The 17,392-nt window shown below is 59.4% G+C and carries 17 protein-coding genes; 15 read left to right on the top strand and 2 right to left on the bottom strand.

What is annotated here, in order from left to right; translation table 11 throughout:
• Positions 1-40 precede the first annotated feature (40 nt).
• Positions 41-1,159 carry a glutamate 5-kinase gene (gene proB, locus J2Y86_RS13810; RefSeq protein ID WP_253440295.1) on the top strand — a complete coding sequence of 373 codons (1,119 nt, stop codon included), beginning with the start codon at positions 41-43 and terminating at the stop codon, positions 1,157-1,159.
• A 13-nt stretch (positions 1,160-1,172) separates the two neighbouring features.
• Positions 1,173-1,637: a CreA family protein gene (locus J2Y86_RS13805; RefSeq protein WP_007901880.1), complete on the top strand. Its 465-nt coding sequence runs from the start codon at positions 1,173-1,175 to the stop codon at positions 1,635-1,637.
• A gap of 186 nt (positions 1,638-1,823) precedes the next feature.
• On the opposite strand, the gene rpsT is transcribed toward J2Y86_RS13805, so the two are convergent.
• Entirely contained in the window at positions 1,824-2,102 is a 279-nt protein-coding gene (rpsT, locus tag J2Y86_RS13800) for a 30S ribosomal protein S20 (RefSeq protein WP_008154937.1), read from the bottom strand.
• 252 nt (positions 2,103-2,354) lie between these two features.
• Here rpsT and murJ point away from each other — a divergent pair, with 252 nt between their 5' ends.
• The 6 genes from murJ (at position 2,355) to ispH (ending at position 9,916) form a co-directional block, all read left to right on the top strand.
• The gene (gene murJ / locus J2Y86_RS13795) at positions 2,355-3,893 is read left to right on the top strand and encodes a murein biosynthesis integral membrane protein MurJ (protein ID WP_253432203.1); all 1,539 of its coding nucleotides are present in this window, start codon (positions 2,355-2,357) and stop codon (positions 3,891-3,893) included.
• 129 nt (positions 3,894-4,022) lie between these two features.
• Positions 4,023-4,973: a bifunctional riboflavin kinase/FAD synthetase gene (gene ribF / locus J2Y86_RS13790; RefSeq protein ID WP_084319501.1), complete on the top strand. Its 951-nt coding sequence runs from the start codon at positions 4,023-4,025 to the stop codon at positions 4,971-4,973.
• Complete coding sequence (gene ileS, locus J2Y86_RS13785; protein ID WP_253432201.1) at positions 4,974-7,805, top strand: isoleucine--tRNA ligase; 2,832 nt, start codon at positions 4,974-4,976, stop codon at positions 7,803-7,805.
• On the top strand, positions 7,798-8,310 hold the full coding sequence (gene lspA / locus J2Y86_RS13780; RefSeq protein WP_253432199.1) for a signal peptidase II: 513 nt from the start codon (positions 7,798-7,800) through the stop codon (positions 8,308-8,310). The genes ileS and lspA overlap by 8 nt, the downstream gene beginning before the upstream one ends.
• Before the next feature lie 7 nt (positions 8,311-8,317).
• Positions 8,318-8,755, top strand: coding sequence for an FKBP-type peptidyl-prolyl cis-trans isomerase (gene fkpB / locus J2Y86_RS13775; protein WP_178082362.1), 438 nt, complete (start codon positions 8,318-8,320; stop codon positions 8,753-8,755).
• A 213-nt stretch (positions 8,756-8,968) separates the two neighbouring features.
• Positions 8,969-9,916: a 4-hydroxy-3-methylbut-2-enyl diphosphate reductase gene (ispH, locus tag J2Y86_RS13770; RefSeq protein ID WP_253432197.1), complete on the top strand. Its 948-nt coding sequence runs from the start codon at positions 8,969-8,971 to the stop codon at positions 9,914-9,916.
• On the opposite strand, the gene J2Y86_RS13765 is transcribed toward ispH, so the two are convergent.
• A complete protein-coding gene (locus J2Y86_RS13765) occupies positions 9,893-10,435 on the bottom strand; it encodes a GspH/FimT family pseudopilin (RefSeq protein WP_253432194.1) in 543 nt (180 codons plus the stop codon). The two genes, ispH and J2Y86_RS13765, sit on opposite strands and share 24 nt — an antisense overlap.
• 132 nt (positions 10,436-10,567) lie before the next feature.
• Here J2Y86_RS13765 and J2Y86_RS13760 point away from each other — a divergent pair, with 132 nt between their 5' ends.
• The 7 genes from J2Y86_RS13760 to thiO are packed head-to-tail and all read left to right on the top strand — an operon-like array spanning position 10,568 to position 17,346.
• Positions 10,568-11,041 carry a GspH/FimT family pseudopilin gene (locus tag J2Y86_RS13760; protein ID WP_253432192.1) on the top strand — a complete coding sequence of 158 codons (474 nt, stop codon included), beginning with the start codon at positions 10,568-10,570 and terminating at the stop codon, positions 11,039-11,041.
• The gene (pilV, locus tag J2Y86_RS13755) at positions 11,038-11,487 is read left to right on the top strand and encodes a type IV pilus modification protein PilV (RefSeq protein ID WP_253432190.1); all 450 of its coding nucleotides are present in this window, start codon (positions 11,038-11,040) and stop codon (positions 11,485-11,487) included. The genes J2Y86_RS13760 and pilV overlap by 4 nt, the downstream gene beginning before the upstream one ends.
• Positions 11,484-12,197: a PilW family protein gene (locus tag J2Y86_RS13750; protein WP_253432187.1), complete on the top strand. Its 714-nt coding sequence runs from the start codon at positions 11,484-11,486 to the stop codon at positions 12,195-12,197. Before pilV ends, J2Y86_RS13750 begins: the two co-directional genes overlap by 4 nt.
• Before the next feature lie 13 nt (positions 12,198-12,210).
• Positions 12,211-12,684, top strand: a complete 474-nt coding sequence (locus J2Y86_RS13745) for a pilus assembly PilX family protein (protein WP_253432184.1) — start codon at positions 12,211-12,213, stop codon at positions 12,682-12,684.
• On the top strand, positions 12,671-15,775 hold the full coding sequence (locus J2Y86_RS13740) for a pilus assembly protein (RefSeq protein WP_253432181.1): 3,105 nt from the start codon (positions 12,671-12,673) through the stop codon (positions 15,773-15,775). Before J2Y86_RS13745 ends, J2Y86_RS13740 begins: the two co-directional genes overlap by 14 nt.
• A 14-nt stretch (positions 15,776-15,789) precedes the next feature.
• On the top strand, positions 15,790-16,188 hold the full coding sequence (locus J2Y86_RS13735) for a type IV pilin protein (protein WP_253432178.1): 399 nt from the start codon (positions 15,790-15,792) through the stop codon (positions 16,186-16,188).
• Positions 16,189-16,245: 57 nt separating this feature from the next.
• Positions 16,246-17,346 (top strand): glycine oxidase ThiO, encoded by a 1,101-nt coding sequence (gene thiO, locus J2Y86_RS13730; RefSeq protein WP_253432175.1) that lies wholly within the window; start codon positions 16,246-16,248, stop codon positions 17,344-17,346.
• The last annotated feature ends 46 nt before the right edge of the window (positions 17,347-17,392 follow it).

Genomic DNA, 17,392 nt, shown 5'->3' with positions numbered 1-17,392 from the left:
AGCGCTGGGTCGCGCTGTCCTCAAGCTAAGGTTGAAGATGATGCGGAGCAAGGTGACAGGTGCGCAGCGTTGGGTCGTGAAAATCGGCAGCGCTTTGCTGACGGCGGACGGCAAGGGCCTGGATCGCGCGGCAATGGGTGTCTGGGTCGAGCAGATGGTGGCCTTGCATGAAGCGGGCGTCGAGCTGGTGTTGGTGTCCTCCGGGGCGGTGGCGGCCGGCATGAGTCGTCTGGGCTGGACCGTGCGACCCAGTGCGATGCACGAGCTGCAGGCGGCTGCCGCCATCGGTCAGATGGGCCTGGTTCAGGCCTGGGAATCGAGCTTTGCCGAGCACGATCGGCACACAGCGCAGATTCTCCTGACGCACGACGACCTGTCCGACCGCAAACGCTACCTGAACGCCCGCAGCACCTTGCGTGCCTTGGTCGAGTTGAAAGTGATCCCGGTGATCAACGAAAACGACACCGTGGTGACGGATGAAATCCGTTTCGGCGACAACGATACGCTGGCGGCGCTGGTGGCTAACCTGGTCGAGGCGGATCTGCTGGTGATCCTCACTGATCGCGACGGCATGTTCGACGCCGACCCGCGCAACAACCCCGATGCCAAGCTGATTTACGAAGCGCGCGCCGATGATCCGGCGCTGGATGCCGTGGCAGGTGGTACTGGCGGTGCGTTGGGGCGTGGCGGCATGCAAACCAAGTTGCGCGCGGCACGGCTGGCAGCGCGTTCAGGTGCGCACACCATCATCGTTGGCGGGCGCCTCGAGCGTGTGCTGGATCGCCTGAAGGCGGGCGAGCGCATCGGCACTTTGCTGTCGCCGGAGCGCGGCATGCTGGCGGCGCGCAAGCAGTGGCTGGCCGGTCATCTGCAAACCCGTGGCACGCTGGTGTTGGATGCGGGTGCGGTGACGGCGTTGTCCCAAGGTAACAAAAGTTTGCTGCCGGTCGGCGTCAAACTGGTTCAAGGCAGCTTTCGTCGTGGCGAGATGGTGGTGTGCGTGGCGCCGGACGGTCGTGAGATCGCCCGTGGCCTGGCCAACTACAGCGCGCTGGAAGCGCAAAAAATCATCGGTCAGTCGTCTGAGGCGATTGTCGGTCTGTTGGGTTACATGGCGGAACCGGAACTGGTTCACCGCGATAACCTGATTCTGGTCTGAAGGAATAATTTGAATGCGTGTGGCAAAAGGATTGTTGGGTCTGCTGTTGGCAATGCCGCTGCTGGCCTCGGCCGAGGAGATTGGCCAGGTGTCGACGGTGTTCAAGTTCGTCGGCCCGAATGACCGCATCGTGGTCGAAGCATTTGATGATCCGAAGGTCGAGGGTGTGACCTGCTACCTGTCCCGGGCCAAGACCGGTGGTGTGAAGGGTGGTCTGGGCCTGGCTGAGGATCGCGCTGAAGCGTCCATCGCTTGTCGTCAGGTTGGGCCGATCAACTTCAAAGGCGAGTTGAAGGATGGCGAAGAGGTGTTCAAGGAGCGCACCTCGCTGGTGTTCAAGACCATGCAGGTCGTGCGGTTCCTCGACAAGAAGCGCAATACGCTGGTGTATCTGGTCTACAGCGATCGCTTGATCGAAGGCAGCCCGCAGAATGCGGTGACGGCCATTCCGATTTTGCCGTGGGCGCACGCTCAATAATCTAGCGAAGATCCAAATTGTGGGAGCGGGCTTGCTCGCGAATGCGGTGTGTCAGGCGACATTGATGCCGGCTGATGCGCCGCATTCGCGAGCAAGCCCGCTCCCACATTTTTTTTGCGCAGCGTCTACCAAATCGCAGGCAATAAAAAACCGACCCTGGGGTCGGTTTTTCAACAAGCTTATCGCTTAAGCGGCAACAGCAAGGTTCAGAGCCTTGACGTGACCGTTCAGGCGGCTCTTATGACGAGCAGCCTTGTTCTTGTGGATGATGCCTTTATCGGCCATACGGTCGATAACTGGCACGGCCAGAACGTAAGCAGCTTGAGCTTTTTCAGCGTCTTTTGCGTCGATGGCCTTAACTACATTCTTGATGTAGGTACGAACCATGGAACGCAGGCTGGCGTTGTGGCTGCGACGCTTCTCAGCCTGTTTTGCACGTTTTTTGGCGGAAGGTGTGTTGGCCACCGTCGAGCTCCTCGAAAGACTTTTTAGGAAATAGCAAACAAAATAGGCCGCGAATCATGCCGATGAGTTGATGTCTTGTCAAGGGCGGTTGAGACGTTCCGCTAAGTGGTAGGTATAAAGAGGCGGGATATTTATTTCCGGCGCTTGACCTGTAAACTCGCGAGCTTTGGCTCTGTGCTGCTGCGGCGCGGAGTATCGCATAAGTGGGCGCGTTGTTCGCCTGCTGTTTATCGACAGGCACAAACTCTTTCAATGAATCTGCTCAAATCGTTGGCCGCCGTCAGCTCTATCACGATGCTTTCCCGGATTCTGGGGTTCGTCCGTGACACCCTCATTGCGCGCACATTTGGCGCGGGGATGGCGACGGACGCCTTCTTCATCGCCTTCAAACTGCCCAATCTGCTGCGCCGGATCTTCGCCGAAGGGGCTTTTTCCCAAGCGTTCGTGCCGATTCTTGCCGAATATAAAAACCAGAAGGGCGAAGAGGCGACGCGCACCTTTATTGCCTACGTCTCCGGTTTGCTGACGCTGGTGCTGGCCCTGGTCACCGCATTGGGCATGCTCGCGGCGCCATGGGTGATCTGGGCGACCGCGCCAGGCTTCACCGATACCCCGGAAAAATTCGAGCTGACGTCCAACCTGTTGCGGGTGACCTTTCCTTATATATTGCTGATCTCCCTGTCTTCATTGGCGGGGGCGATCCTCAACACCTATAACCGCTTCTCGGTGCCGGCCTTCGTGCCAACGTTGCTCAACGTCAGCATGATCATCTTTTCGGTGTTTCTGACGCCGTACTTCGATCCGCCGGTCATGGCGCTGGGCTGGGCGGTACTGGCGGGTGGCCTGGCACAACTGCTTTACCAGCTGCCGCACCTGAAAAAGATCGGCATGCTGGTGCTGCCGCGCCTGAACCTGCGCGACAGCGGCGTCTGGCGAGTCATGAAGCAGATGCTGCCGGCAATTCTCGGCGTTTCGGTGAGTCAGATTTCGCTGATCATCAACACCATTTTTGCCTCGTTCCTGGTCGCCGGTTCCGTGTCTTGGATGTATTACGCCGACCGGCTGATGGAGTTGCCATCCGGGGTGCTGGGTGTGGCGCTCGGCACGATTCTGCTGCCGACCCTGGCCAAGACCTATGCCAGCAAGGACCGCGCCGAGTATTCGCGGATTCTCGATTGGGGCCTGCGCCTGTGCTTCATGCTGGTGTTGCCGTGCTCGCTGGCGCTGGGGATTCTGGCCGAGCCGCTGACGGTTTCGCTGTTTCAGTACGGCCAGTTCAGCGCCTTTGATGCGTCCATGACCCAGCGGGCGCTGATCGCCTATTCGGTCGGTTTGCTCGGAATTATCGTGATCAAAGTGCTGGCGCCGGGCTTTTATGCGCAACAAAACATCCGTACTCCGGTGAAAATCGCGATTTTCACGTTGGTCGTCACACAGTTGTTCAACCTGGTGCTGATCGGTCCGTTGGCCCACGCCGGCCTGGCCCTGGCGATCAGCGCCGGAGCCTGCATCAACGCCGGGCTGCTGTTCTATCAACTGCGCAAGCAGCAGATGTACCAACCGCAACCGGGCTGGGCGAAGTTCGGTACCAAACTGGTGGTTGCGGTTGCGGTGATGTCTGCGGTGTTGCTGGCCGGTATGTACTTTATGCCGGCCTGGGATCAGGGGCACATGCTTGAGCGGTTCCTGCGGCTGGGCGCTCTGGTGGGTGCTGGCGTGGTCTCGTATTTCGGTATGTTGCTGCTGATGGGCTTCCGTTTGCGCGACTTCAATCGCAAGACGCTGAGCTGAGGCTTTTGCCTCGATAAACACGGGCGAGCTGGCGGTTTTGTCGGCTCGATCACTTTGGGTTACGGTGTTGCCTGTCGTCGGCCGCCGGGTGTGGTTATAATCGACCACTTTATGAGCAAGAAGCGCGTTATGCAGCTGGTTCGAGGCCTCCACAACCTGCGCCCCCAGCATCGGGGCTGTGTCGCCACTATTGGCAACTTTGACGGTGTTCACCGTGGCCACCAGGCTATCCTGGCGAGGCTGCGTGAGCGAGCGCTCGAGTTGAGCGTACCCAGCTGCGTGGTGATTTTCGAGCCGCAGCCGCGGGAATTCTTCGCCCCGGATACGGCACCGGCCCGTCTGGCCCGTCTGCGCGACAAGCTGCAGCTGCTGGCTGACGAAGGTGTCGACCGGGTTCTGTGCCTGGCCTTCAACCAGCGCCTGAGCAAGCTCAGCGCCAGCGAGTTCGTCGATACCATCCTGGTCGACGGCCTCGGCGTACAGCACCTCGAAGTCGGTGACGACTTCCGCTTCGGCTGTGACCGGGTAGGGGATTTCGATTTCCTGCAACAAGCCGGCGTCATGCAAGGCTTCACCGTCGAAGCGGCGCAAACCGTTGAGCTGGACGGCATTCGCGTCAGCAGCACCCAGGTGCGAAATGCCCTGGCCGCTGCAGATTTTGCCTTGGCCGAACGCCTGCTCGGTCGTCCGTTCCAGATTACCGGGCGTGTGTTGCACGGCCAGAAGCTGGCGCGCCAGCTGGGTACGCCCACCGCCAACATTCAACTCAAGCGCCGTCGTGTTCCGTTATCCGGAGTTTTTCTGGTCGACATCGACATCGACGGCAAGACCTGGCCAGGCGTCGCCAATATCGGCGTGCGGCCAACGGTCCAAGGGGATGGCAAGGCCCACCTCGAAGTGCATCTTTTAGATTTTGCCGGCGATCTGTATGACCGGCGTTTGACGGTGGTTTTCCACCACAAGCTGCGTGAAGAGCAGCGTTTCGCCTCTCTGGAGGCGCTTAAGACGGCGATCAATGCGGATGTCGCCGCCGCCCGTGCCCTGTCGCACCTAGCGCCAATCGCTAATGAAGAGCCATAAATGACCGACTATAAAGCCACGCTAAACCTTCCGGACACCGCCTTCCCAATGAAGGCCGGCCTGCCTCAGCGCGAACCGCAGATTCTGCAGCGCTGGGACAGCATTGGCCTGTACGGTAAGTTGCGCGAAATTGGCAAGGATCGTCCGAAGTTCGTACTTCACGACGGTCCTCCGTACGCCAACGGCACGATTCACATCGGTCATGCGCTGAACAAGATCCTCAAGGACATGATCATCCGCTCGAAGACCCTATCGGGTTTCGACGCGCCTTATGTTCCGGGCTGGGACTGCCACGGTCTGCCGATCGAGCACAAAGTCGAAGTGACCCACGGCAAGAACCTGGGCGCGGACAAGACCCGTGAACTGTGCCGTGCCTACGCCACCGAGCAGATCGAAGGGCAGAAGTCCGAATTCATCCGTCTGGGCGTGCTGGGCGATTTCGCCAACCCGTACAAGACCATGGACTTCAAGAACGAGGCCGGCGAAATCCGTGCCCTCGCGGAAATCGTCAAGGGCGGTTTCGTGTTCAAGGGCCTCAAGCCTGTGAACTGGTGCTTCGATTGCGGTTCGGCCCTGGCTGAAGCGGAAGTCGAGTACGAGAACAAGAAGTCCTCGACCATCGACGTGGCCTTCCCGATTGCCGATGAAGCCAAACTGGCTGCCGCTTTCGGTCTGCCATCGCTGGGCAAACCTGCTTCGATCGTGATCTGGACCACCACCCCGTGGACCATCCCGGCCAACCAGGCGCTGAACGTTCACCCGGAATTCAACTACGCCCTGGTCGACGTCGGCGACAAACTGCTGGTCCTGGCTGAAGAGCTGGTCGAGTCTTGCCTGGCCCGTTACAGCCTGGAAGGCTCGGTCATCGCGACCACCACCGGTAAAGAACTGGAACTGATCAACTTCCGTCACCCGTTCTACGATCGTCTGTCGCCCGTTTACCTGGCCGACTACGTGGAACTGGGCGCTGGCACCGGCGTGGTTCACTCCGCACCGGCCTACGGCGTGGACGACTTCGTGACCTGCAAGAAATACGGCATGGTCAACGATGACATCATCAACCCAGTACAAAGCAACGGCGTTTACGTGCCGTCGCTGGAGTTCTTCGGCGGCCAGTTCATCTGGAAAGCCAACCCGGCCATCGTCGACAAACTGACCGAAGTCGGCGCGCTGCTGCACACCACGATCATCGAACACAGCTACATGCACTGCTGGCGTCACAAGACCCCGCTGATCTACCGCGCCACTGCGCAGTGGTTCATCGGCATGGACAAAGAACCCGCGACCGGCGAAACCTTGCGCAAGCGGGCGATCAAAGCCATCGAAGACACCAAGTTCGTCCCGGCCTGGGGCCAGGCGCGCCTGCACTCGATGATCGCCAACCGTCCGGACTGGTGCATCTCCCGTCAGCGCAACTGGGGCGTACCGATCCCGTTCTTCCTGAACAAGGAAAGCGGCGAACTGCACCCGCGTACCGCCGAGCTGATGGAAGAAGTCGCCAAGCGAGTCGAAGTCGAAGGCATCGAAGCCTGGTTCAAGATGGACGCTGCCGAGTTGCTCGGTGACGAAGCGCCGCAGTACGACAAGATCAGCGACACCCTGGACGTCTGGTTCGATTCGGGCACCACGCATTGGCACGTCCTGCGCGGTTCGCATCCGATGGGCCACGAGAGCGGCCCGCGTGCCGACCTGTATCTGGAAGGCTCGGACCAGCACCGTGGCTGGTTCCACTCCTCCTTGCTGACCGGTTGCGCCATCGACAACCACGCGCCTTACCGCGAGTTGCTGACCCACGGCTTCACCGTGGATGAGTCCGGTCGCAAGATGTCCAAGTCCCTGGGCAACGTGATCGCGCCGCAAAAGGTCAACGACACCCTGGGCGCCGACATCATGCGTCTGTGGGTCGCTTCCACCGATTACTCGGGCGAAATGGCGGTGTCCGAGCAGATCCTGCAACGCAGTGCGGACGCCTACCGGCGGATCCGTAACACCGCGCGCTTCCTGCTCTCGAACCTGACCGGTTTCAACCCGGCCACCGACATCCTGCCGGCCGAAGACATGCTGGCGCTGGACCGTTGGGCCGTGGACCGCACCCTGTTGCTGCAACGCGAGTTGCAAGAGCACTACGGTGAATACCGCTTCTGGAACGTCTATTCCAAGATCCACAACTTCTGCGTGCAGGAGCTGGGCGGTTTCTACCTCGACATCATCAAGGACCGTCAGTACACCACTGGCGCCAACAGCAAGGCCCGCCGTTCGGCGCAAACCGCGCTGTATCACATCTCCGAAGCGCTGGTGCGCTGGATCGCGCCGATCCTCGCGTTCACCGCCGACGAACTGTGGGAATACCTGCCGGGCGAGCGTAACGAATCGGTGATGCTCAACACCTGGTACGAAGGCCTGACCGAACTGCCGGACAACGTCGAACTGGGCCGCGCCTACTGGGAGCGGATCATGGCGGTGAAGGTCGCCGTGAACAAGGAAATGGAAATCCAGCGCGCGGCCAAGGCCGTCGGTGGCAACCTGCAAGCCGAAGTGACGCTGTTTGCCGAAGACGCGCTGAGCGCGGACCTGGCCAAGCTGAGCAACGAACTGCGTTTCGTGCTGATCACCTCGACCGCCAGCGTTGCGCCTTTTGTTCAGGCACCAGCGGACGCGGTGGTCACCGAAGTCAGCGGCCTGAAGCTGAAAATCGTCAAGTCGGCCTTCGCCAAGTGCGCCCGTTGCTGGCACTGCCGTGAAGACGTCGGCGTGAACCCGGAGCACCCGGAAATCTGTGGTCGTTGCGTCGATAACATCAGCGGCGCTGGCGAGGTTCGTCACTATGCCTAATGCCATTGGCCGTTTCGGACGGCTGAGCTGGCTCTGGTTGAGTTTGCTGGTCCTGGTCATTGACCAGGCCAGCAAGTTCTACTTTGAAGGCTCGCTGAAGATGTACCAGCAGATCGTGGTGATCCCCGATTACTTCAGCTGGACCCTGGCCTACAACACCGGCGCAGCGTTCAGCTTCCTGGCCGACAGCTCGGGCTGGCAGCGCTGGTTGTTTGCCCTGATCGCGATCGTGGTCAGTGCAGTGCTGGTGGTGTGGCTCAAGCGTCTGGGGCGTAACGAAACCTGGCTGGCCGTTGCGCTGGCCCTGGTGCTCGGTGGCGCGCTGGGCAATCTGTATGACCGCATTGCCCTGGGCCATGTGATCGATTTCATTCTGGTGCATTGGCAGAACCGCTGGTATTTCCCGGCGTTCAACTTCGCCGACAGTGCAATCACTGTCGGTGCCGTGATGCTGGCGCTGGACATGTTCAAAAGCAAAAAAACCGGAGAAGCCGTTCATGACTGAACAGGTATTGGCTGAGCAACGCATCCGCCAGAACACGGAAGTCACCTTGCACTTTGCACTGCGCCTGGAGAACGGCGACACCGTCGACAGCACCTTCGACAAAGCCCCGGCGACCTTCAAGGTCGGCGACGGTAACCTGTTGCCAGGTTTCGAAGCGGCCCTGTTCGGCTTCAAGGCTGGCGACAAGCGTACGCTGACGATCCAGCCGGAAAACGCGTTCGGCCAGCCGAACCCGCAAAACGTACAGATCATCCCGCGTTCGCAGTTCAAGGACATGGACTTGTCACCGGGTTTGCTGGTGATCTTCAACGATGCGGCGAATACTGAGCTGCCTGGCGTAGTGAAAGAGTTCGATGACGAGCAAGTGACCATCGACTTCAATCATCCGCTGGCCGGAAAGACATTGACCTTTGACGTCGAGATCATCAGCGTCAAATCGCTGTAATCTGTGGGAGCGAGCTTCTGTGGTGAGGGGATTTATCCCCGTTCGATTGCGAAGCAATCGTAAATAAGACACCGCGCGCTCCTTCAAGACCGTGGTAGTTGGGTTTAGGGGCGTTTCGCACCCCAACGGGGATAATCCCCTCGCCACAAAGGCTCTCCCACAGTAGTTTTCATCGTTTTCGCTATTTCTTGCGCGCAAGACACGAGGCACAGCATGCAAATCAAACTCGCCAACCCCCGTGGCTTCTGCGCCGGTGTGGACCGGGCGATCGAAATCGTCAACCGCGCCCTGGAAGTCTTCGGGCCGCCGATCTATGTTCGCCACGAAGTGGTGCACAACAAATTCGTCGTTGAAGACCTGCGTGCTCGCGGCGCGATTTTCGTTGAGGAACTGGATCAGGTGCCGGATGACGTCATCGTCATCTTCAGTGCCCACGGCGTTTCCCAGGCGGTGCGCACCGAAGCCGCCGGCCGAGGCCTGAAAGTGTTCGATGCGACCTGCCCGCTGGTCACCAAGGTGCACATCGAAGTTGCGCGTTACAGCCGCGACGGCCGTGAATGCATCCTCATCGGCCACGCCGGTCACCCGGAAGTCGAAGGCACCATGGGCCAGTACGATGGCAGCAATGGTGGCGCGATCTACCTGGTCGAAGATGAAAAAGACGTTGCCGCGTTGCAGGTGCATAACCCTGAAAAACTGGCGTTCGTGACCCAGACTACCCTGTCCATGGACGATACCAGCCGCGTCATCGACGCCCTGCGTACACGCTTCCCGGCCATCGGTGGTCCGCGCAAGGACGACATCTGCTATGCCACGCAAAATCGTCAGGACGCCGTCAAGCAACTGGCTAACGAATGCGACGTGGTGTTGGTGGTCGGCAGCCCGAACAGCTCCAACTCCAATCGCCTGCGTGAGCTGGCCGAACGCATGGCCACTCCGGCCTACCTGATCGATGGCGCCGAAGACCTGAAAAAAAGCTGGTTCGATGGTGTCGAGCGTATCGGCATCACCGCGGGTGCCTCTGCACCGGAAGTGCTGGTGCGCGGCGTGATTCAACAACTGCAGGCCTGGGGCGCTACCGGAGCCGATGAGCTGGCCGGTCGCGAGGAGAACATCACGTTCTCCATGCCTAAAGAGTTACGGGTCCGTTCGCTGCTTTGATTTTTCTCCTCCCTCGCACAACGCCTGTACAGTCTTGATGCTACGCAGGCTGACGCGACCGCTGGGAGCCAGCACCACCTGGTGCTGGCTCACCGGCTCGCGTTTTGCGCAAACGTGTATTGTCCCCGCTTGAAAGCCACCGTGCACAGGTTCGCCCAGATGGCTGAATCGTACGGAAGTCCTGACGTAGTGATTGCCGAAAACCGGCACTTGAGTGTCACTTCGACGTTCGACCAGCAGCGGATTGCTGCTGTCCTCATGTCCCTTGCCATTTAAATCCAGAATCATCCGCCAGCCTTGGCCCCAATCGTCGTTAATCCCGTGAATGACGACGGTCTGGTTTCGCGATATCGCCTCGCTTCTGGCGCTGCGCATACCGCTGGCTAGTGACTGCGCTGCCTCCTCGTGATGGTTCGATTCCGTTAGCGCTGCGAACGCCGGACTGACCAATTGCAGAACAATTCCGACAATCATCAGTCCCATGAGCAGTTCAACCAGACTGAAACCCTGCTGACGCATGAAATCTCCCTCCCTGGAAAGCGGTAGCCCGCGCAATCCTTGCGCGAGTAATGGCAAAACAACCGAACATCTGTCGGTCGAATGTTCTAGCGTGTAGACAGCAGGTATAGCCGACGGCAACGGAGGGCACCGATGGATCATCGTACAAAAGGTTTCACGCTGATCGAGTTGCTCGTCGCGCTCGCGGTTTTTCTGATCCTGATTACCCTGGCGGTGCCGGCGTTTACCCGTTCGGTACAAGGCACCAAGGCCGACACTGAGATCGGCGACCTGCAACGTGCCCTGAATTTCGCCCGACTCGAAGCCATCGACCGCGGCGTTACCACCCGCGTGCGGCCAACGGCCGGTGGTAGCGTCTGGACCGGGGAATTGGCGGTCTACGACAGTACTGGCACTCCGGCCAATGTATTGCGGGTTGTTCCAGCGATGAGCAGCGGCGCGACTCTGACGCTAACCTCAGGGGTGACCGCCATCGATTTCAATAATCTGGGCGGTCTGTCGGCACCGTCCACGGCGGTGGTGATCAGTTATGTGCTGGGGGCGCAAAGCAGGACGCTGACGGTGTGTTTGAACGGACGAATTCTATTGGGTGGAAGTTGCGGATGAGGGGATGGAGCAAGCGTGCACAGGAAGGCATGACGCTGATCGAGGTTCTGGTGGCGTTGTTGATTCTGAGTGTGGGGCTGTTGGGGGCGGCGGCGTTTCAGCTCAATGCGCTGAAATACACTGACAGCTCGCGGATGACCAGCCAGGCCAGTTTCATCGCCTATGACATGATGGACCGCATCCGCGCCAACTCCGGCGCCGATTACACCGTCACGCCACCGACGTCGGGCAACCTGAATGTCGCGCGAGATCAGGATCTCTACGACTTCACCTCCAACATCGTCAGTTTCCTCGGCAGTACCGCCACGGGCAGCGTCACGCTCAATCAGCGGGTGTACACCATCACCATTACCTGGGACGACTCCCGGGCAGCCAACACCGCCAATTCCCGACGCAGCTTTGTGCTGACCAGTCGTGCCGCGGTCGATCCGGTGGCGACGCCATGAACCGGCTCAACAGAGGTTTCGGCCTGATCGAAATGCTGATCGCCCTGGCATTGAGCCTGGTCGTGGTACTCGGCGTGGCGCAGGTTTTTATCGCGGCCAAGAACACCTACGTCAGCCAGAACGCGGCGGCGAACATACAGGAAGATGCGCGTTTCGTGCTGAGCAAGATGATTCAGGAAATTCGCATGGTGGGGATGTTTGGTTGCCTGGGAACGATTACCGATGCCAGCGCGGGAGGAAGTTTTTATCTCAGTCAGGTAGCGCCGATCAGTTGGGACAATTCCACGCTCAAGCTGATCCTGGTGACCGCCGATGTGGGTGCGGGCGGCGGTACGCCCACCTGGACGGTGGTTTCCGATTGCCGAAACACAGCGACGGCATATTCCAATGTGCAGACGCCTGCGACGGGACAACTGGCGTTTCCGATTCGACGATTGATCTACAGCCTCAAGAACGGCCAATTGACCATGGGCAGTGGCATCGGGACGCCAACTCAGGCGGTGCTGGTCGATAACGTCAGGGCTTTCACTGTGCTCTTCGGTCTTGCTGCATCGGCCACCGATACGGCGGCCTCCAGTTACAGCGCCAACCCGACCGACCCTGCGCGAATCCGCAGTGTGCGTTTGACGCTCACCCTCTTTGATCCGAACAGTCGCGTAAGCGAGCAAACCTTCACCGTCGTTGCCGCATTGCGCAATCGCTTGCCATGAGGGGAGAGGGCCGATGAATTTTTCTTCTGTGAGCTCCCAGCGAGGCATGGCATTGCTGGTCAGTCTGGTGTTCCTCCTGTTGCTGACGCTGATCGGCCTTTCATCAATGCAGAACGCCACCTTGCAGGAAAAAATGGCCAGCAGCGTGACCTTGCGCAATCAGTCGTTCCAGATCGCCGAAGCCGTGTTGCGCATCGGTGAAAGTGCGGTGCAACTGAGTACTTATGCATTGCCGGTTTGCAGCGGCAATCAATGTTTGCCGCCCGCCGAGTCATCGACCCTCACGGCTGCCGGTCTCAATTCCACTTCGGGGGTCACCTGGATCGCCGCCGCCAACGGTTTCTACGGGGTGCAGAACATCGGCACCACATTGAACGCCGTGAATGTACCGAGCAACACCTCTGCGACGCTTTATCGGGTCACGGCAGTGGCCATCGTCGGCAATAACGTTCGCAGTGTGGTGGAGAGCATCTATGCCAAGTACTGATAGGTGTTCCGGGATCTGGCGGCTGCTTTGCGGCGTTGCAGTGGGCCTGTACCTGTCGGCTCCTGCGTACGCGTTCTCGCCTTCTGACTCGCCCCTGCTGAGCGCTGCGGCGGTGCCGCCAAACGTGATGCTGCTGATCGACGATTCGGGAAGCATGAACAACATCATTTGGGCGCCGGATTTCAATCCGACAGCCAATCAGGCGCAAATTGCGAATTGCAATTCCAACTCGTCATGTTTCGGCGGTCAGAATCTGGACATGAGCGATACCAATATTGCCTTGTCGAGCCTCAATCGCGGCGGTTGCTCCACCAACGGCAACTGGTACGGCTTCTATCGGGGCTTTTTGGGGCTGTCATCGGTATGCCTGAAGCTGCCCGATCCGGTGGGCAATGAAAACACGCGTTATACGGCTGACTATCTGTCTTATCTGGTGAGTCTGGTGACGGGTTCGAGCAGGGACTTCACCACAGGTGCCATCCCCAACGATTACCGTATGAATGTCGCGAAGGATGTGTCGAAAAAACTCGTTACCAGTAATCGCGCGCTACGTATCGGCCTGTCGACGTTCAATCCGCCTACGGGCTCCAACTCCGGCCCCGGTGGTTTTATTGCCCGAGCAGTCAGTGATCTGTCTCCCGTTGGCAGCATTACCCAGGATAGAGCGGACGATAACTTCGATGACCTGATTTCATCGATCACGGGTTTGAGTGCAATCGCCAATACCCCGCTGGCGGAAACCTATTACGAGATCACGCGCTACATGCGCGGCATGGCGCCGTACTACAACTCCACGCCAACCACTTACACCAGCCCGATCCAGTACCGATGCCAGAAAAACTATGGCGTGGTGATCACCGATGGCCTGCCTACGTTCGACCGGACGTTTCCGACCAACGATCCGCTCGGTGGCATCAGCTTGCCAAACTGGGATGGCAAAAGCGCGAACGATGGTGACAACCTTTCGGGGGATGGCGAAGGCGATACCCTTTATCTGGACGACATCGCCAAATTCGCCTTCGACATCGACATGCGCACAACCGGTACCGATGCCGCCGGCAAGAACTGGAACGCCACGGATTTCCCCAAACAGAACATGAACACCTACACGGTAGGTTTCACTGCCGCGAATCAGATGTTGTCGGATGCGGCGACCTACGGGCAAGGCAGGTACTACCAGGCCGCGGACAGTGCCGGCCTCAATGCCGCGTTGTCATCGGCATTGAGCGACATCACCTCCAAGGCCGGTTCAGGAGGAAGTGGCACTACCAGCAGTTCCATCGTCGGTGTCGGTTCCTCCTACTATCAGACCAGCTATGACCCCAAGGATTGGCGCGGCACGATCAAGTCCTATGGGATCACCGCTACGGGCGCGGTGAATACCGCAGCGGTGCTCTGGACTACCGACACGGCCATCGTCCCCGGCGCCACCGCTCCCGTTTACCAATCCTGGAACACTGCGAGCAACGCGCCGATCACTTTGGCCTTCACCAGTTTTTCCCCGGCGCAGCAGACGGTGCTGGGCCAGGGCCTTCCCACCGGTATCACTGGCATTGATCTGGTGGAGTGGAGCAAAGGCACCAACAAAACCGGCCTGAAGGTGCGCAGCGTGCTGCTCGGCGATATCATCAACTCGCCACTGGTGCTGGCCTCGCCGACGGAAAAAACCGCGGCCGATCTGACCGGTGACACCAGCTACAGCACCTATCTGGCTACAAAAGCCATCAACATGAAAAATAGCCTGGTGGTCAACGGCAACGACGGTTTTGTCAGCGTCATCGACACGGGTAACGGTGCCAGGCGCTATGCCTACATGCCTTCCAGTGTCTTGCCATCGCTGCGCTATATCGCCGATACCGCTTACATCAACGGTGTCAGTCACAAGTTTCTGGTCGACGGCCAGGTCGGCGTGTTCGATGCGCAACTCAACAGCGCCTGGAAAACCCTGGCGATCGGCGGGACAGGGGCGGGTGGCAAGACGTTTTACGCGTTGCAGCTGTTCGACGCTTCGCCCAGTAACGTGATCAAGGCGTTGTGGGAAATCAGTGCTCCCGCGACTGCAAACCCGGCGAACGTTTTCAATGATCTGGGTTATGCCTACGCCCGTCCGGAAGTGGCACGCTTGTCGAATGGGCGGTGGGCAGCGTTCATCTCCAACGGCTATGGCAGCAACTCGGGCGTGGCAGCGTTGTACGTGGTGGATGCCCTTGATGGGTCACTGATCAAGAAAATCGTGGTCGACAGTACGGAAACCACCAACGGCTTGTCGTCGGTGAAGCTCAAGGTCAACTCGCAGAATGTGGTGCAGGCCGCCTATGGTGGCGACCTGAAGGGAAGGCTGTGGAAATTTGATTTAAGCGGCACCAGCACGGACAACTGGGGCGTAGCGTTTTCCGGCAAGCCGTTGTTCACCGCAGCAGGTGGTGCCACGCAGCCGATCACTGCGCAGCCATTGCTCGCGGACAACTCCCTGGGCGGCAAAGTAGTGTTTTTCGGCACCGGCAAATTCAACGAGACCATCGACAAGACCAACAAGGATTTGCAGGCGTTTTATGCGGTGTGGGATGCGGACGGCGGTTCCGGGCAGATCACCACGTCCAGTTTGCAGATCCAGTCGGTGACGGGCGTGTTCTCGGGAAGCTCGGGACAGTTCATCACTACCAGCCAGAACGAAGTGACTTATCCGGCGGAGAAGGGCTGGTACCTGCCTCTGGTCTACAACAGCGTATTGACCGGTGAGCGGGTGATCAACCAGGCGGCTCTGGTGCTGGGGCGCATCGTATTTACGACGGCCAACGTGGACACAACGGACCCTTGCGCCAGTTTCGGCACCGGCAAACTGGTCGAGCTGGATGCGTTCAGCGGTAAGATGCTCAACTACGCGGTACTCGACACCAACGGCGACGGGTTAGTCGACAGCAGCGACGCGTTGTCCAGTGGTGTGATCTTTACGGGCGGGATTCCGATGTTGAACGCCATCGTCAACGGCGGTACCGGTAAGCTCGTAGGAGATACCAGTGGCGCGGTGGCCAGGCTTGTTGAAAAAGGCGGTGGCGGCAGCCGTCGCATCATGTGGCGACAAATTCAGTGAGTGAGAGTTGAGGCATGCGCAGATCCAACCGAGGTTTTACCCTGATCGAAATCATGATCGTGATTGCGATCATCGGGATCGTCATCACCATTGGCTACCCGAGCCTCACCGAATACGTGAAAAAGGGGCGTCGGGCTGAGGTGGCCGGTCTGCTCTCCGAGCAGGCGCAAATTCTCGAACGGTTTTACTCGAAGAATAATGTCTACACCGGTATCAGCGTTCTGAGCACCGGTAATGACTACTACACGATCACCCCGACCCTGACCGACCAGACCTTCCTGCTGACCGCCACACGCAAGGCCGGCAGCATGGCCACTGACAAGTGTGGCGATTTCACCATCACCAACACCGGTGTCAGGAGCATGGTCGGTGCAAAGACCGGGGTAACCACCAAGGATTGCTGGGGGCGCTGAGTTTCTTTTTTCGGGCGCCTTTTGCGCCCTCTGTCTATCTAACGTTTGGATCGGAACATGACCATGCAACAGCAAGTGGTGATTGTCGGCGGCGGTGTGATTGGCCTGCTGACGGCGTTCAATCTCGCATCCGAAGTACAGAGCGTCGTGCTGCTGGACCGTTCGAATGTCGGTCAGGAATCGTCCTGGGCGGGGGGAGGCATCGTTTCCCCGCTCTACCCATGGCGCTACAGCCCGGCAGTCACCGCACTGGCCCATTGGTCCCAGGATTTTTATCCACAGCTCGGCGAGCGGCTGTTTGCCGCGACCGGAGTTGATCCCGAGGTTCACACCACCGGCCTGTACTGGCTGGATCTGGACGATGAGGCCGAGGCACTGGCCTGGGCCGAGCGGGAAAACCGTCCGCTGAAGGCTGTGGATATCTCGGCGGCGCATGACGCCGTGCCGGTACTGGGTTCCGGTTTCTCCCGGGCGATCTACATGGCCGCCGTGGCCAACGTGCGCAATCCGCGGCTGGTGAAATCCCTCAAGGCGGCTTTGCTGGCGTTGCCGAACGTGACGATTCATGAGCATTGCGAAGTCAGCGGGTTTATCCGTGAAGGTGATAACGTTGTCGGTGTGCAGACATCGTCGGGCGCGATCCACGGTGATCAAGTGGTGCTGACGGCTGGCGCCTGGAGCGGTGATTTGCTCAAGAGTCTTGGGCTGGAATTGCCGGTCGAGCCTGTGAAAGGGCAGATGATCCTGTACAAGTGCGCGGCCGACTTCCTGCCGAGCATGGTGCTGGCCAAGGGGCGTTACGCAATTCCTCGTCGGGATGGACACATTCTGATTGGCAGTACGCTGGAGCATGAAGGCTTCGACAAGACCCCGACCGAAGCTGCGCTGGAGAGTCTGAAGGCCTCTGCGGTTGAGCTGATTCCAGCGCTGGCCGAGGCCGAGGTGGTCGGGCACTGGGCCGGGCTGCGACCGGGTTCGCCAGAGGGGATTCCCTACATTGGCCGGGTACCGGGTTTTAAAGGGCTATGGCTCAACTGCGGGCATTACCGCAACGGCCTGGTGCTGGCACCGGCGTCGTGCCAGTTGTTTGCGGATGTGATGCTGGGCAGGGCGCCGATCATTGATCCGGCGCCGTATGCGCCGACCGGGCGAATTTAATCGCGGTGTCTGTCGGATCGCCATCGCGGGCAAGCCCGCTCCCACA

The sequence above is a fragment of the Pseudomonas migulae genome (assembly GCF_024169315.1).
Lineage (GTDB): Bacteria > Pseudomonadota > Gammaproteobacteria > Pseudomonadales > Pseudomonadaceae > Aquipseudomonas > Aquipseudomonas migulae_B.
The sequence above is the reverse complement of the archived record's forward strand: the minus strand, read 5'-3'. Positions and strand labels throughout refer to the sequence as shown.

Bases quoted from the DNA above. Each gene is read 5' to 3' on its own strand.
- ileS (WP_253432201.1), top strand. From the start codon at position 4,974: ATGACCGACTATAAAGCCACGCTAAACCTTCCGGACACCGCCTTCCCA.
- lspA (WP_253432199.1), top strand. From the start codon at position 7,798: ATGCCTAATGCCATTGGCCGTTTCGGACGGCTGAGCTGGCTCTGGTTG.
- J2Y86_RS13760 (WP_253432192.1), top strand. From the start codon at position 10,568: ATGGATCATCGTACAAAAGGTTTCACGCTGATCGAGTTGCTCGTCGCG.
- pilV (WP_253432190.1), top strand. From the start codon at position 11,038: ATGAGGGGATGGAGCAAGCGTGCACAGGAAGGCATGACGCTGATCGAG.
- murJ (WP_253432203.1), top strand. From the start codon at position 2,355: ATGAATCTGCTCAAATCGTTGGCCGCCGTCAGCTCTATCACGATGCTT.
- J2Y86_RS13805 (WP_007901880.1), top strand. From the start codon at position 1,173: ATGCGTGTGGCAAAAGGATTGTTGGGTCTGCTGTTGGCAATGCCGCTG.
- J2Y86_RS13735 (WP_253432178.1), top strand. From the start codon at position 15,790: ATGCGCAGATCCAACCGAGGTTTTACCCTGATCGAAATCATGATCGTG.
- thiO (WP_253432175.1), top strand. From the start codon at position 16,246: ATGACCATGCAACAGCAAGTGGTGATTGTCGGCGGCGGTGTGATTGGC.
- J2Y86_RS13765 (WP_253432194.1), bottom strand. From the start codon at position 10,435: ATGCGTCAGCAGGGTTTCAGTCTGGTTGAACTGCTCATGGGACTGATG.
- ispH (WP_253432197.1), top strand. From the start codon at position 8,969: ATGCAAATCAAACTCGCCAACCCCCGTGGCTTCTGCGCCGGTGTGGAC.
- J2Y86_RS13740 (WP_253432181.1), top strand. From the start codon at position 12,671: ATGCCAAGTACTGATAGGTGTTCCGGGATCTGGCGGCTGCTTTGCGGC.
- J2Y86_RS13745 (WP_253432184.1), top strand. From the start codon at position 12,211: ATGAATTTTTCTTCTGTGAGCTCCCAGCGAGGCATGGCATTGCTGGTC.
- proB (WP_253440295.1), top strand. From the start codon at position 41: ATGCGGAGCAAGGTGACAGGTGCGCAGCGTTGGGTCGTGAAAATCGGC.
- J2Y86_RS13750 (WP_253432187.1), top strand. From the start codon at position 11,484: ATGAACCGGCTCAACAGAGGTTTCGGCCTGATCGAAATGCTGATCGCC.
- ribF (WP_084319501.1), top strand. From the start codon at position 4,023: ATGCAGCTGGTTCGAGGCCTCCACAACCTGCGCCCCCAGCATCGGGGC.